At 42.8% G+C, this 14,385-nt stretch carries 11 protein-coding genes; 7 read left to right on the top strand and 4 right to left on the bottom strand.

The features are described 5' to 3' along the window. Positions 1 to 4: 4 nt before the first annotated feature. Entirely contained in the window at positions 5 to 874 is an 870-nt protein-coding gene (locus CDC37_RS18450) for a prephenate/arogenate dehydrogenase (protein ID WP_096623928.1), read from the bottom strand. 246 nt (positions 875 to 1,120) lie between these two features. Between CDC37_RS18450 and CDC37_RS18445 the strand changes: the two genes are divergently transcribed. From CDC37_RS18445 to CDC37_RS18435, 3 genes are all read left to right on the top strand, one after another. Beyond that, positions 1,121 to 2,683: a pentapeptide repeat-containing protein gene (locus tag CDC37_RS18445; protein ID WP_096623926.1), complete on the top strand. Its 1,563-nt coding sequence runs from the start codon at positions 1,121 to 1,123 to the stop codon at positions 2,681 to 2,683. 267 nt (positions 2,684 to 2,950) lie between these two features. Further along, entirely contained in the window at positions 2,951 to 3,907 is a 957-nt protein-coding gene (gene era / locus CDC37_RS18440) for a GTPase Era (protein ID WP_096623924.1), read from the top strand. A 374-nt stretch (positions 3,908 to 4,281) separates the two neighbouring features. Further along, the gene (locus CDC37_RS18435; protein ID WP_096623922.1) at positions 4,282 to 5,841 is read left to right on the top strand and encodes a CAP domain-containing protein; all 1,560 of its coding nucleotides are present in this window, start codon (positions 4,282 to 4,284) and stop codon (positions 5,839 to 5,841) included. Between the two features lie 627 nt (positions 5,842 to 6,468). Here the strand turns inward: CDC37_RS18435 and CDC37_RS25305 are convergent. The 3 genes from CDC37_RS25305 to sufR form a co-directional block, all read right to left on the bottom strand. Beyond that, positions 6,469 to 6,741, bottom strand: a complete 273-nt coding sequence (locus tag CDC37_RS25305) for a PIN domain-containing protein (RefSeq protein WP_231943108.1) — start codon at positions 6,739 to 6,741, stop codon at positions 6,469 to 6,471. 92 nt (positions 6,742 to 6,833) lie between these two features. Further along, complete coding sequence (locus CDC37_RS18420) at positions 6,834 to 7,559, bottom strand: Uma2 family endonuclease (RefSeq protein ID WP_096623920.1); 726 nt, start codon at positions 7,557 to 7,559, stop codon at positions 6,834 to 6,836. Between the two features lie 223 nt (positions 7,560 to 7,782). Next, positions 7,783 to 8,439: an iron-sulfur cluster biosynthesis transcriptional regulator SufR gene (sufR, locus tag CDC37_RS18415; RefSeq protein ID WP_096623918.1), complete on the bottom strand. Its 657-nt coding sequence runs from the start codon at positions 8,437 to 8,439 to the stop codon at positions 7,783 to 7,785. A gap of 220 nt (positions 8,440 to 8,659) precedes the next feature. On the opposite strand from sufR, the gene sufB reads away from it, so the two are divergent. The 4 genes from sufB (at position 8,660) to CDC37_RS18395 (ending at position 14,378) form a co-directional block, all read left to right on the top strand. Further along, positions 8,660 to 10,099, top strand: coding sequence for a Fe-S cluster assembly protein SufB (gene sufB, locus CDC37_RS18410; protein WP_096623916.1), 1,440 nt, complete (start codon positions 8,660 to 8,662; stop codon positions 10,097 to 10,099). A 616-nt stretch (positions 10,100 to 10,715) separates the two neighbouring features. After that, positions 10,716 to 11,504 carry a Fe-S cluster assembly ATPase SufC gene (sufC, locus tag CDC37_RS18405; protein ID WP_096623914.1) on the top strand — a complete coding sequence of 263 codons (789 nt, stop codon included), beginning with the start codon at positions 10,716 to 10,718 and terminating at the stop codon, positions 11,502 to 11,504. A gap of 1 nt (position 11,505) precedes the next feature. Beyond that, positions 11,506 to 12,861 carry a Fe-S cluster assembly protein SufD gene (gene sufD / locus CDC37_RS18400; protein WP_096623912.1) on the top strand — a complete coding sequence of 452 codons (1,356 nt, stop codon included), beginning with the start codon at positions 11,506 to 11,508 and terminating at the stop codon, positions 12,859 to 12,861. A 275-nt stretch (positions 12,862 to 13,136) separates the two neighbouring features. Then, positions 13,137 to 14,378, top strand: a complete 1,242-nt coding sequence (locus tag CDC37_RS18395) for a cysteine desulfurase (protein ID WP_096623910.1) — start codon at positions 13,137 to 13,139, stop codon at positions 14,376 to 14,378. Positions 14,379 to 14,385 lie beyond the last annotated feature (7 nt).

Below are 14,385 nucleotides of genomic sequence, written 5' to 3'. Positions count from 1 at the left end.
TGGATTATTCGATACCTCCCCTCCTCCTGTATTTTTCCTTGACAAAATGGGAACGTTCCTGTTGGGTGGATTGGAGTTTTTGCTGTAATTTTTGCCAGTTTTTGGTTTCGATTAAATTAATTAACTCATCTAAATGGTGACGGTATTGATGTAGGGAATTTAACAGGGCTTCCTGGTTGTGTTCTGCCATCATTCGACCTAATTCGGGATTTCCACCACCGACGCGACTGGTGTCACGGAAACCTGTGCTGGCTAGATTTTGGGCTAAATTGAGGATGTGGCGATCGCGTTCTTGGCTGCAAGCTGAGATGAGAGCTGCACTCACCATGACGGGTAGGTGGGAAATCCAACTCACGGCTTGGTCGTGTTCTTGGGGTTGGCAGTAATAAATTTGACTTTTTAATTGTTGAATTATACCTGCAATGGTGGCAGTAGCTGATTCTGGAGTGGTGGAGGTAGGAGTAAGTACGTAGGGACGATTGACAAATAAAGCGGGGATAGCTGCGTCGATTCCGGTTTCTGCGGTTCCGGCCATGGGATGACCACCGATGAAGTTTTGCCAATGGGGGGTGATGGCTTGGACTATTGGTGTTTTGACGGAGCCAACATCGGTAATTACCGTAGTTTTTGGTAAAAACGTGATCAATTCTGTGACGGTGGGAATAATAAGCCCAAGAGGGGTGCAAACAAATACAACCTCGACTGTGGTCAGGGAGGATAGATGGGTTGATGCGCAATCAACACAACCCCTTGTCATGGCTGTTTCACAGGTGGATTGACGACGACTGACTCCGATGACGTGATGTCCGTGCGATCGCAAATCTAGTCCCAGGGAACCGCCGATTAATCCTAGTCCGATAATGCCTATGTTCATGATATGGGAATCTATTTTGGTTTTTAAATCTATCTGTTAGGGTCAGGGAGGGGTGAGTAGAAACTTGACTGTAGAAGCGTAGCGACAAGATGGGATGAGAGGATGTTTTGTTCAATCTTAAAATCAGACTCCTATATGGTGCTGGTTGTGGTGATATCAATTTGGGAATCGGGATGACAAATACAAGATGGTGCAAATGAACCTGGATTTGAGTTTATCAGTGTTGCCTACCGAGGGGAAGCAGAAATGACTGTTGAGGAATTTCTCGAAAAATATACTGTTGGTATCCGCGATTTTAGTGGGGTGGATTTGGCGGAGGCAAATTTAAATGGTGCTAAATTAAGTGAGGTTATTCTCACCCATGCTAATCTCAATGTGGTGAATTTGAGTGGGGCTATCCTCAATGGTGCTAATTTAAGATATGCGAAGCTGAATGTGGCCCGTTTAAGTGGCGCTCATTTAAGTAATGCTGACTTGAAGGGAGCAAGTTTAAATGTGGCTAATTTAATCCGTGCGGATTTAAGTCGTGCGCAAATGCGTAAGACCTCCCTAATTCGAGCAGAATTAATTCGTGCCAATTTGAGTCGTGCTGATTTACACAAGGCAAATTTGCGGAATGCGGATTTACGGGAAGCTTCTTTACGTCAAGCTAATTTACGGGAAGCGAATCTGAGTCTAGCTTGTTTGAAGGGGGGTTTTTTAACAGGGGCAAATCTGGAAAATGCGAATTTGGCCAATGTGGATTTGACTAAAAGTGATTTGAGTGGTGCGAATTTGCGAGATGCGGAATTACGACAAGCAAATTTGACACGGGCAAACCTCAGTGGTGCGAATCTCAGTGGTGCAAATTTACGCTGGGCAGATTTAAGTGGTGCGAATCTCAGTTGGGCAGATTTAAGTGGGGCAAAGCTGAGTGGAGCCAATCTGAGTTATGCTAATCTCAGTCACGCTAACCTAACCAATACCAGTTTAGTTCATGCTAATTTACACCAAGCGAAACTAATTCAAGCCGATTGGGTCGGTGCAGATTTAAGTGGTGCAACCCTGACCGCAGCCAAATTATTCGCCACATCCCGATTTGGCTTAAAAACCGAGGGAATTATCTGTGAATGGGTGGATTTAAGTCCTACGGGTGATGGTTCCCTGATTAAGTATTTTCACATCGATGAAGCCCGTGATTTCTTTAATGCCCATCCTCCCCTAATTCGGATTATAGTTGATCGACCCCTCGACCACGAAGCCCATTTTGCGATCGCTGGGGCATATTATCAAATTTCCCAAAAATATCCCGAACTCAAACATCCCCCAACTTTAGATATCGACCGACGACGTACAGTGTTTTCCTTCCGGGTTGACAACGATGAAGCTCTTTTCCCTACCGCTTGTATTGCTACCCTCCCCTGGAAAGATGCAGCGATCGCCCATCAAAATTCCCTGCGTCTGTTGGAACTACTCAAAAGTGAAGATACAGCCAATGATGGTTGTATCCCTTTCTATCGTATCCAAAGAATTACCCAAGCTATTGAAAATGCCCTCACCAATGCCGATAATATTAAACAGATGCAGAATATTTTGACCCTAGTTACAAAAATTCCCTTTTTTCATGCACCTACCCAAATTATCCTCAGTAACTCCAGCGCTCAAACCATTATCCTTCACGAACACCCCAATTTCGGCCAGCGTTTAGCCAACCGTTCCGATATTAATGAATCTGTATTTGCTGATACCTACCATGAAGCGGTCAAGTTAACACCCTTCTGTGTTGGTACGGTCGTCGCCTTTATGAAAGGTTTTAATTATAGTAGTTAGTCAAAAAAGGGAGATGGTGCGAAGGGAATTTATGAGGAAACAGAATACAGAATGCAGGAGACAGTAGGGAAGAAGGAGCGGAGGAGCAATTTGCAATAATATACATCCCCTATCTTTGCTACCCCTTCTCCCTCTTGGTACAGACGACCCATCGGGTCGTCTCCACCCACCCACTATACTTCTCCTACAGACACCCGATGGATCGTCTCACCTACCCGCTATACTTCTCGTCCAGACACCCGATGGGTCGTCTCCACCCCACCTACTATGCTAGAACACCCACCTAACCCTGAACTCTCAACCACATCGCTGATTCCGCCAACTCCTGCTGGTTTTAAATCCGGATTTATCGGTATCATTGGTCGTCCCAATGTCGGTAAATCTACCTTAATGAATCAGTTGGTTGGGCAAAAAATCGCCATCACATCACCCACAGCCCAAACCACCCGCAATCGTCTGCGGGGCATTGTGACTACGGATACAGCCCAATTAATTTTTGTGGACACACCCGGTATCCATAAACCCCATCACCAATTGGGGGAAGTACTGGTGCAAAATGCCAAAATCGCCATTGAATCGGTGGATGTGGTGCTATTTGTGGTGGATGGGTCTGTAGCATGTGGTAAGGGCGATCGCTATGTGGCAGAATTATTAGCCCACAGTCAAACCCCTGTGATTTTGGGTCTAAACAAGATTGATCTACAAGCTCCTCACACCGCATCTGTCCTTGATGCTAGCTATCAACAACTCGCTGGGGAATACAATTGGCAATTGGTGAAATTCTCCGCCAAAGTTGGTACTGAGTTATCAAACTTACAAAATATTCTGATTGAAAATTTAGCTCTGGGTCCCTATTATTACCCTCCAGATTTAGTCACCGACCAACCGGAACGGTTTATTATGGGTGAACTGATTCGAGAACAGGTATTACTACATACCCGTGAAGAAGTACCCCATTCAGTTGCGATCGCCATTGATTTAGTGGAAGAAACGGAGAAAATTACCCGTGTGCTGGCAACGATTCATGTGGAACGGGATTCCCAGAAAGGGATTCTGATTGGGAAAAAAGGGTTAATGTTGAAAAATATCGGTAGTGCCGCACGTCAACAAATTCAGAAACTAATTGCTGGGAAGGTTTATTTAGAATTATTTGTCAAGGTGCAACCGAAATGGCGACAATCCCGCATTCGGTTGGCAGAGTTGGGATATCGAGTGGAAGAATAATCTTTTAAATTTTATCGCCTAATGTATAATTATGACTTATACTTAATGATTTTGTTCTGTCCAGAGAATATTAATTCATAAAAATTAACATTTCCAGGATAAAATCGGTCTTCGATGGGTAAAACTGTTTCTGAATCTAGATTACAGTCATTTCATTTTGTGTACGGAGATTAATAATTGAGGCATTAAGTGAATATATCTAATCATGGTTACACACTTATGTATATTTATTTTGATACAATATGCTGCGTGTGTTCCCTCTTTAGAATTAATTAATAATTGGCTGCAAGATAGATATTTTGAGCCGAATTGCCCATTGGCATAGGGGAATACCAACATTAAACCTTGTATCCAGTTCACCTGAAGATACACCTATGCCTGTAAATTTATTTGATGCGAGTTATTATCGCAGTGCTAATTCCGACCTACAGGGATTAAATGACCAAGAAGTCCAATCCCACTTTCAGAGCGAAGGTTTAAATGCTGGACGTTTATTTTCTCCCTATGTAAATTTATCTTTTTATCGTGCTGCAAACCCTGACTTAGGGGAATTTTCCAATTCCCAGTTATACGACCATTTATCTAGTACGGGGATTGCTGAAGGTAGGCGATTTTCACCTGTGATCGACTTAAATTTTTATCGCAGCGCGAATGCAGACTTGACTAATTTGAGTAACGAAGAGTTATTTACCCATCTAGTCACCAGTGGAGTCAGTGAAGGTCGGCTATTTTCAACTGTATTTGATGTTAATTACTATCTTGCAGTCAATCCGGACGTAAATCATTTCTATAGTGGAAATCGAGTCGAAGGACTAAAACACTATACAATCTACGGGTTAGAGGAAGGACGTAGCGCTACGATTAGTTTTGATGTCAATTCCTACCGTAACAGCAATAGGGATTTAAGAAGACTGAGTAATCGCGATTTACTGAACCATTTTCAGATATCTGGTTTAGACGAGGGAAGGGTAGCCACTGATAAATTTAATGTGAGATATTACCTAGAGAATAATCCCGATCTCCGGAATATTGGCTTTAACTACCGTCAAGCTTACGAACATTTCATCCAGTACGGACTGAAGGAAGGAAAAAATGCAAGTCATCTCATCACCAGTGACTTCGCTGGAAATAGCTTAGAAACCGCTCGTGAAATTGCGATTAGTTCTAATTGGACAACAATTCGGGATGCTGTCGGTGGAGGGGATACAGGGGATATCTATCGCTTGAGTATTGGTCAAGAGGGAACCAATCTGCGAGTGGAACTGAACGGGTTAGGTGCAAACATAGACCTGCAATTATTGGGAAGCGACGGAACGGTCTTAGCGACATCCTTGAATCCAGCAAATGGTAGTGAAGTAATTGACATTCAAGCATTAGGAACAGGTACTTACTACCTTCAGATTTATCCCGGTAATTCAGAAGCTGTTAGTAACTACAACCTGAGTTTTTTCACCACTCTAGTTGCAGCTACTTCCCCATCCAACCAAACAACATCAATCACCACCGAATCCCCATCTTCATCGAGTCAACTTCATTCTTTCATTAGACGGGTTTTAGACTTAACCAACGCAGAACGAACCAAAGCAGGATTATCCCCCCTCAAATTAAACTCCCAATTAACCAAAGCAGCTCAACTACACAGTGAAGACATGGCTAACTCAGATTACTTTAGCCATCGAGGGTATAATGGTTCTAGTGTCGGCGATCGCATTTACGCTAGTGGTTATAAATACACCTATGCTGCGGAAAATATTGCTGCGGGTCAAACTACACCGGAAGAAGTTGTCCAAGCTTGGATGGAGAGTCCTGGTCACCGCAAGAACATTCTGAACTCCAAATACAAAGAAATTGGTATTGGCTATTACTATCTTGCCCACGACACCGGAGAAGTTAACTATAACCACTACTGGACACAAAATTTTGGTGCTGCTTAATGTTCTGTGTTGGAAACGTTTTTGCGCACAAGGGTATACGTTTGTATGCCCTTTTTGCTTATAGAATTCTGTACAAGTTGACAAGTTGAGCGATCGCAACGCTCAATCCCTCCATGTTTATGGTTTATGTTTCTTGTACAGATGTTTCCTTAGTTTTGAGAAAAAGTTAAAAGTTCAAGGTTTCTGCCAGAATTTTATCTGGACTGGATTCTATTTCTTTCGGACTTACCCACTCGTTACGAGACATCAAATGTTTAGGATTGCTTACTCACGTCGCAATGACGGTGTTTACGTTGTCCTTGCGTAAGCCCTGTTCTTGAAGGAGTTGTTCTTTGATGCTCATGATAGTTGACTTTGTGAGAATTTAAGTGTGTTAATAAAAAATTAGTAATTATTACAGTTTATCGTACTCTTCTGGCTCTATATCGGGTACTTTATTGAGAACATTTTGAAATTTCTGCCAACTACCAAGCTTGGCTTTCTCTTCTAAATAATCTTTAGTAGTCCGTGCTGCAACTTGTGCTGATAATGCAACTGCAACAAGTTGTTCAATTGGGATATTTTCTTTCGCGGCTAAATCTTCAATTTGTTTATATAGGGAATCAGGAATTTGTACATTTCAATTAGTCATTGAATCTCTCCCATCGCTTGTAAAAACTGCTTTGGTGTGACAACTTTAATCCCAAATATTTCAGATGGCTGTAAATCTTTCTGATTATAGGTGATGATATAATCTGCCTGAGATTCTACAGCTAAATCTAGCAAAAAATCGTCATCTGGGTCTTTTAATAAAGGTCGCCGATGTCCCGGATCGATGATACAATTACCATTATTTTCCACAAATATACCCATTCCCCTACATACGTGTAAATACTTGATGAAAGGGTGTAAAGCAAACATCAAAAATTGTTTCTTGATAAAATAGTATTCATTTACTGTAAATCATCTGAAATTCTATTAATATTTCCGGAAACAAGAATAAAATTGAAAAATTATTCCAGTTCATCTGGTTCTATATCTAATTCCCGTAGTTTAGCAGCTAACTTTTCCAGCTTTTGTTGAGCTATTTCCTTCTGCTGACGCTCTATTTCCTTCTGTTGAGCTTCCTGGATTGCAGTTTCTTCTGGAGTGGGAACCAATTCCCCATCTGCCGTAAAAAATCTTAATAATCCCTGATGGATACCCAAATACAAACCTAACTGCTGACTCCATAACTGACCTTGAGGATTTGCTTGTAGAGGTTGATATTTTCCATCTACCAAATGAAATCCGGTAAATTCTAATGTGTAAGGGTCAAACCAAAAGTAATCTGGTGTGCGAAATATATCCTGATAGAGTTTTTTCTTTTCTCCCCGGTCGGTTTCTGCTGTCGAATCTGAAAGTATTTCCACTATCACATGGGGATATTTACCATCTTCTTGCCAAACTGTCCAACTTTTACGTAGCTTGCGTTCTGTATCTAAGACAACAAAAAAATCTGGTCCACGAAAGTCGCGATTTTTGATTTTCTTGGGACTATAGTAAATGCTCAGATTCCCCGCAGCATAAAAATCACTTCTATCTCGCCATAACCATTCTAAACATTTGAGCAACAGGATAATTTGTCGCAGATGCAGTTCCGTTTCCAAGGGTGGTTCATCACTCAATAAATCACTTGGGGGTAGGATAACATCTTCGTTTGCTTGTTGAATAGCTTCTAATTCTGGAGCAATGGTCATGGTTTGAATAGGTGGAGATATAGCTGCGATAGGTTTATTGTAGTGCTATAACCACTGGGAGAAATCTATAATTACTAAATTACTATATTTATTTAGTAAACCGATTCTGTTTGACACAGTTCTTAGTCAAGAAGATGAGATTGCTTCCCTTTGGTCGAAATGACGAAAACTCCAGTTTTGATTTATAAATGAGGTTTATATACGGTAACTTCAAGGTTATTCCCTACTGCAACTTCACTAAATAACCACAACGATGCTCCCCATTAATAATCCAATGGGTACGCTCCACAGTACAATCTGGTAAAATCGCTGCAAACATTTCCAATTCGTGACCACAAACACTGGGAAAAGACTCCGCCACATTGGATATAGCACAATTATGCTCAGTTAAAATAAAACCTTCCCCTCCTTCCAACTCCACCGGGTGACACTCAGCCATAAATCCTTCTGCTTTGCGCAACTCCACCAGGGTTTCCACCCGTTCTTGTAACGAACCATTACCAACCTTTTGCCGATATTCTAATGCCTTCCTTTCCCATTGTTTGCGCAAAATGGAACTAACTTGCTCATGCCCTACCGTTTCCGCTAAAGTATCCAATAGGGAAACCGCAAACTCTCCGTAGCTATCTGCCACATCCCGTCGTAGGCGATCGCGTCCTTTTTGACTTAATCTGTATATATGTTGAGGACGACCCATCCCCGTTTGCGATGTGCTAGCGTATACAACTAAATCATCCGCCTCTAAATCCTTCAAGTGACGACGAACCGCCTGGGGACTAATTTCCAGAGCTTCCGCCAGTTCCAGTGCCGTTGTCTGTGATTGTTTCGCCAGATACTTGAGAATATCTTGTTTGGTTGAAGCCTGCTGCGAAGTTGCCATGTTCGCCACAAAAAAATTATCAGGAAATTTGACTTTAACAACATTATTGTTGTTAATTTAGCGTACAATGAAGATACATTAAACAACAAACCTGTTGTTTTAGTGTATATATACATAATAGCAGCCGTATGACAACTCGGTAAAAAAAGTGAGAAGTGCTGAATACACCTATCTCCGTTCCGATTAAAGAGAGTCCCAACCAGAATACGAGAGAGATCCAATGAGTGCCACTGTCAAAACCTTGGTAAATCAACCATACAAGTACGGTTTTGTCACCGACATAGAGACGGATACGATTCCCCGTGGATTGAGCGAGGATGTAATTCGTTTAATTTCCGCCAAGAAAAATGAACCAGAGTTCATGTTGGAGTTCCGTTTGCGTGCTTACCGTCAATGGTTGAAGATGACCGAACCGACATGGCCGAGCGTACACTATCCACCGATTAATTATCAAGATATTATTTATTATTCTGCTCCCAAGCAAGCGAAAAAGAAACTAAATAGTCTCGATGAGGTTGATCCGACTTTATTGGAAACCTTTGAGAAACTGGGAATTCCCTTGAGTGAGCAAAAACGCTTGGCAAATGTAGCGGTGGATGCGATTTTCGATAGCGTATCTATTGCGACGACCTTCAAGGAAAAATTAGCGGAAGATGGGGTGATTTTCTGCTCGATCTCCGAAGCTTTGCAGGAACATCCCGAATTGGTGAAAAAATATTTAGGGAGCGTGGTGCCAATCGCCGATAATTATTTTGCGGCCTTGAATTCGGCGGTATTTAGCGACGGGTCATTTGTGTATATTCCCAAGGGTGTGAAGTGTCCGATGGAACTGTCTACCTATTTCCGGATTAATAGTGGGGATACGGGGCAATTTGAGCGGACATTGATTATTGCGGAGGATGACAGTTACGTTTCCTATTTAGAAGGTTGTACTGCACCGATGTATGATAGTAACCAATTACACGCTGCGGTGGTGGAATTGGTAGCGTTGGAAAATGCCGAAATCAAGTACTCGACCGTGCAAAACTGGTATGCAGGGGATGAGAACGGTAAAGGGGGAATTTACAACTTTGTCACCAAACGGGGATTGTGTCAGGGGAAAAACTCGAAAATTTCCTGGACGCAGGTGGAAACCGGTTCTGCGATTACTTGGAAATATCCTAGTTGTGTATTGGTGGGGGATAATTCCGTAGGTGAGTTTTACTCGGTCGCGTTGACTAATAATAAGCAACAAGCTGATACGGGGACCAAGATGATTCACATCGGGAAAAACACCCGTAGTACAATTATTTCCAAGGGGATTTCTGCTGGAGAGTCAAGTAACAGCTACCGGGGATTGGTGAAAGTTGGACCAAATGCAGAAGGAGCGCGGAATTATTCCCAATGTGACTCGATGTTAATCGGCGATCGCGCCCATGCTAACACGTTTCCCTACATTCAGGTACAAAACAACACTGGAAAAGTGGAACACGAAGCATCCACATCCAAAATCGGTGAAGACCAGTTATTTTACTTTAGTCAACGGGGAATCTCCGCAGAAGACGCAGTATCCATGATGATTAGCGGTTTCTGTAAGGATGTGTTCAATCAGTTACCGATGGAGTTTGCAGTGGAAGCGGATAAGTTATTGAGTTTGAAGTTAGAAGGTAGTGTGGGTTGATTGGGATAGTAGTAGAGACGACCCGATGGGTCGTCTCCACCCCGATAGGTCGTCCGTACTAGGTAATAGGGAAGAAATTATATCGTGATGTAATTTTCTCCCCCTTCCCATCCAGGTGTCATACATGAAGCGGTTTTCAAATCTTTGTAGGGTAATTAAGTTGGATTTTGATCAAGACGACCTGTAATTACAACAGAACCGATAAACTCGAAATCAACATCAAGTCTTTGCGAGCGATCGCTCCCCTACTAGATTAATGGGTGAGGAAAGGTACATAGTTGCGCTAGTCAACGACAACCTTGCGAGTATAGCGCCTTTATATTAAAGCTTTTTCGGCCACAACTTACGAACCCCTGAGAAATTGTGCGGTGGACTACTAGTAGGTCAAGATAATAAACGATGGATAAGCTGTTGTGCATTTTTATTTGACATCTCCCGTCTTTTCCTGGATTTCTCACGAGTAAGTTGTAAGCCTTGAGTGACGGACTAATTTCCCCTATACTCCCGTCACGGACTATTCCCTATGAGTTTTAGGGTTTTGTGAGAAATGCGGGTTTTGTATCCTGTATTCTTTCCCCAATCCAAAATCTAAAATCCAAAATCCAAAATCAGACTGATGATTATCGAAAATAGTGAAATTATCCTGTCGGTACGCGATTTGACCGCAGAAGTAGAAGGAAACCAAATCCTCAAAGGTGTAAACTTAGAAGTACGAGCTGGGGAAATCCATGCCATCATGGGTCCCAACGGTTCCGGTAAAAGTACATTTTCCAAGGTTTTAGCTGGACACCCTGCTTATGAAGTAACTGGTGGGGAAGTAATATTTAAAGGACAAAACCTCTTGGAAATGGAACCGGAAGAAAGAGCGCGTAGTGGTGTATTTCTCGCGTTCCAATATCCCTTGGAAATTCCCGGTGTCACCAATTTGGATTTTCTGCGGGTGGCATATAATTCTAAACGTAAAGCCAATGGTTTAGAAGAATTGGAACCCTTTGACTTTGAAGATTTGGTTTATGAACGGTTGGATGTGGTGAAAATGGATCCATCCTTTTTAAACCGGAGCGTAAATGAAGGGTTTTCTGGAGGGGAGAAAAAACGCAACGAAATCCTACAAATGGCTTTACTGGAACCAACCTTGGCTATTTTGGATGAAACCGATTCCGGATTGGATATCGACGCATTAAAAATTGTTGCGAACGGAGTCAATCAATTAACCCGTCCCGATAATGCAGTGGTGATGATTACCCACTACCAACGTTTGTTGAATTATATTATCCCCGATTACGTCCATGTGATGGCACGGGGTAAGATTTTAACTAGTGGTGGTAAGGAATTAGCCCTAGAATTAGAATCCCGTGGTTATGACTGGATTTTAGACCAATATGCAGAAACCGTGGGGGTGTAACATGACTACTAGTACCGTTAATAGTCTGGTTTCACCCAGCGCGATCGCTAATTCAGAAGTAGCAAGTTTAACTAAAACCCTGTTGGATCGGGATGTGTATCTGGGTCAATTATTGACAACGGTACACACTGGTTCTAACATCGACTGGTTGGGAGAAATTCAAACCCAAGCTGCAAATTGGGTGCGTCACTCCACCTTACCGACCACCCGTGACGAGGAATGGCGGTTTACGGATTTATCTGGTTTGCAGCAGGTAAAGTTTACCGCAGCAGAGGATGTCAAACTAAACCAGGTAGAAGCACAAATTGGGACACCGGAAACAGCAAACAGTCGTCTGGTGTTCGTCAATGGTCGGTTTGCTCCCCAATTATCCTGTGTGCAGAATTTACCACCAGGGGTATTGGTAACTAGCTTAACCAACTTGCCCAGTGAATATACAGGCAAAATCTCAGCTTGTTTTGCCCAAGCGGAAGGGGCTTTAGAGGTATTTACAGCCTTAAACACGGCTGGGGTGAAGGACGGAGCAGTCATCTACATCCCCAAAAACGTCATTGTGGACACCCCTATCCACCTGGTATATATCGCCACTGGTCAACCCCGAACCATAAATTTACCCCGTACCCTAATTATTGCCGAAACCGGGGCAGAAATGACCTTGGTAGAGGAATTTATCCCCATCGACACCGACACCTACTTTACCAATAGTGTCAGTGAAATTTGGCTAGCAGACAACGCTAGTATTAACCATACCCGTATCCAAACAGAAGCAGCAACAGCCTTTCACATCGGCAAAACAGCTGTCACCCAATCCCGTTACAGTCGCTATACCTGCAACGCGATTAACATCGGTGGACAACTATCCCGTCATCACCTGGAAATCCTGCAAACCGGGGAACAAACCGAAACCTATCTCAATGGGTTGAGCATTGCCAAAGACAAACAAGTCAACGATACCCATAGTGCGATCGCCCTCAACTATCCCTATGGTGTCAGCAAGCAAATCCAGAAAAACATTATAGCTGATAGGGCCCATGCTATATTTAATGGTAAGATACTGGTTCCCAGACCAGCCCAACTTACCGACGCATCCCAATTAAACCGGAATTTACTCTTGTCTACAAAAGCCCGTGTTGACACCAAACCCCAACTAGAAATTACCGCCGATAATGTCAAATGTGCCCACGGAGCAACCGTTAGTCAACTGGAAGACGACGAGATATTTTATCTCCAAAGTCGAGGGATTAATCAAGATGGTTCCCGTAGGTTGCTCATCAATGCTTTTGCGGCTGAAGTTATCCAGCAAATTCCCGTAAAATCATTGTCTGAGAAGTTACTTATACAAGCCAAACAATTGTAGATGGAAGGGAGTCAGGAATGGGGAATGGGGAGTGGGTGAGAAATCGAATTTTTCAGGTAAATATTTACAATAAAGAAAATTATCATCAAAATCCGACTTCTGGAATGTTGTTTACTTCTGTACAAGGGTATTCAGATTGTTTCACGTTAATGTCATGTGATACCGATTCAGAAAATTTTTCCAACATATCCAGATATACCTAGAGATGCGATATATCGCGTCTCTCCGTAAAAAAAATATTATTACCAAATTACCAATCCAAAATCCAAAATCCCATGACTCTCGCTGAACAAATTCGTGACGATTTCCCGATTTTGCACCAGGAAATCAATGGTAAACCCCTCATTTACCTAGATAGTGCAGCTACATCGCAAAAACCGCGCTTTGTCCTGGATACCCTACGGGACTACTACGAGCGTTATAATGCTAACGTGCATCGCGGTGCCCATACCCTGAGTACAAAGGCTACCGATGCTTACGAAGCAGCTAGGGACAAGGTTGCAGCCTTTATCAATGCTAAATCTCGTAATGAAATAGTTTATACTCGCAATGCCTCCGAAGCGATAAACTTAGTAGCTTACAGCTGGGGAATGAATAACCTCAAACCGGGGGATGAAATCATCCTCTCGGTGATGGAACACCATAGTAATTTAGTTCCTTGGCAATTTGTCGCTCAAAAAACCGGTGCAACCCTGAAATATGTGGGTTTAACAAGCGAACAAACCTTAGATATTCAAGAATTTAAAAATTTACTATCAACTAACACCAAACTCGTAGCCATTGTCCACGTATCCAACACCCTGGGATGTACTAACCCGGTAACGGAAATTTGTCAATTAGCCCATCAATCGGGAGCCAAGGTATTAATTGATGCCTGTCAAAGTGTCCCCCATATGCCCATCAACGTCCAGGAAATAGACTGCGATTGGCTAGTGGCATCAGGACATAAAATGTGTGCCCCGACAGGAATTGGCTTCTTATACGGCAAAGAGGAAATTCTCACAGAAATGCCCCCCTTCCTCGGTGGGGGGGAAATGATAGCCGATGTATACTTAGAACATTCAACCTACGCAGAATTACCCCATAAATTTGAAGCCGGAACCCCAGCAATTGGAGAAGCGATCGCATTAGGTGCGGCTGTGGATTATCTTACCAAAATCGGCATGGATAGAATTCATGCCTACGAAGCGGAATTAACCAGCTATCTCTTCCAGCAACTCGCAAAAATCCCCGATATTCATCTCTATGGACCCCTACCCGACGCAAAAGGAGAAGGACGCGCAGCATTAGCATCATTTAACGTCGGCAAAATCCACGCTAGTGACCTATCAGCTTTACTAGACCAGGAAGGAGTAGCCATCCGTTCCGGACACCACTGCACCCAGCCTTTACACAGATACATTCAAGCATCCGGTTCCGCCCGTGCCAGTTTATCATTCTATAATACCCATAGGGAAATTGACATGTTCATCCATGCCTTGAAGGATACAGTTGACTTTTTTACCAGTATGATGTAAAGGTAAA

Source organism: Calothrix sp. NIES-3974, assembly GCF_002368395.1.
Taxonomy (GTDB): Bacteria; Cyanobacteriota; Cyanobacteriia; order Cyanobacteriales; family Nostocaceae; genus NIES-3974.
Note: the sequence above shows the minus strand (reverse complement) of the source record. Positions and strands in the feature narration are given on the sequence as shown.

Coding starts and splice junctions, on each gene's coding strand:
- sufC (WP_096623914.1), top strand. CDS start 10,716: ATGATTATCGAAAATAGTGAAATTATCCTGTCGGTACGCGATTTGACC.
- sufR (WP_096623918.1), bottom strand. CDS start 8,439: ATGGCAACTTCGCAGCAGGCTTCAACCAAACAAGATATTCTCAAGTAT.
- era (WP_096623924.1), top strand. CDS start 2,951: ATGCTAGAACACCCACCTAACCCTGAACTCTCAACCACATCGCTGATT.
- CDC37_RS18435 (WP_096623922.1), top strand. CDS start 4,282: ATGCCTGTAAATTTATTTGATGCGAGTTATTATCGCAGTGCTAATTCC.
- sufB (WP_096623916.1), top strand. CDS start 8,660: ATGAGTGCCACTGTCAAAACCTTGGTAAATCAACCATACAAGTACGGT.
- CDC37_RS18445 (WP_096623926.1), top strand. CDS start 1,121: ATGACTGTTGAGGAATTTCTCGAAAAATATACTGTTGGTATCCGCGAT.
- CDC37_RS25305 (WP_231943108.1), bottom strand. CDS start 6,741: ATGTTTGCTTTACACCCTTTCATCAAGTATTTACACGTATGTAGGGGA.
- sufD (WP_096623912.1), top strand. CDS start 11,506: ATGACTACTAGTACCGTTAATAGTCTGGTTTCACCCAGCGCGATCGCT.
- CDC37_RS18450 (WP_096623928.1), bottom strand. CDS start 874: ATGAACATAGGCATTATCGGACTAGGATTAATCGGCGGTTCCCTGGGA.
- CDC37_RS18395 (WP_096623910.1), top strand. CDS start 13,137: ATGACTCTCGCTGAACAAATTCGTGACGATTTCCCGATTTTGCACCAG.
- CDC37_RS18420 (WP_096623920.1), bottom strand. CDS start 7,559: ATGACCATTGCTCCAGAATTAGAAGCTATTCAACAAGCAAACGAAGAT.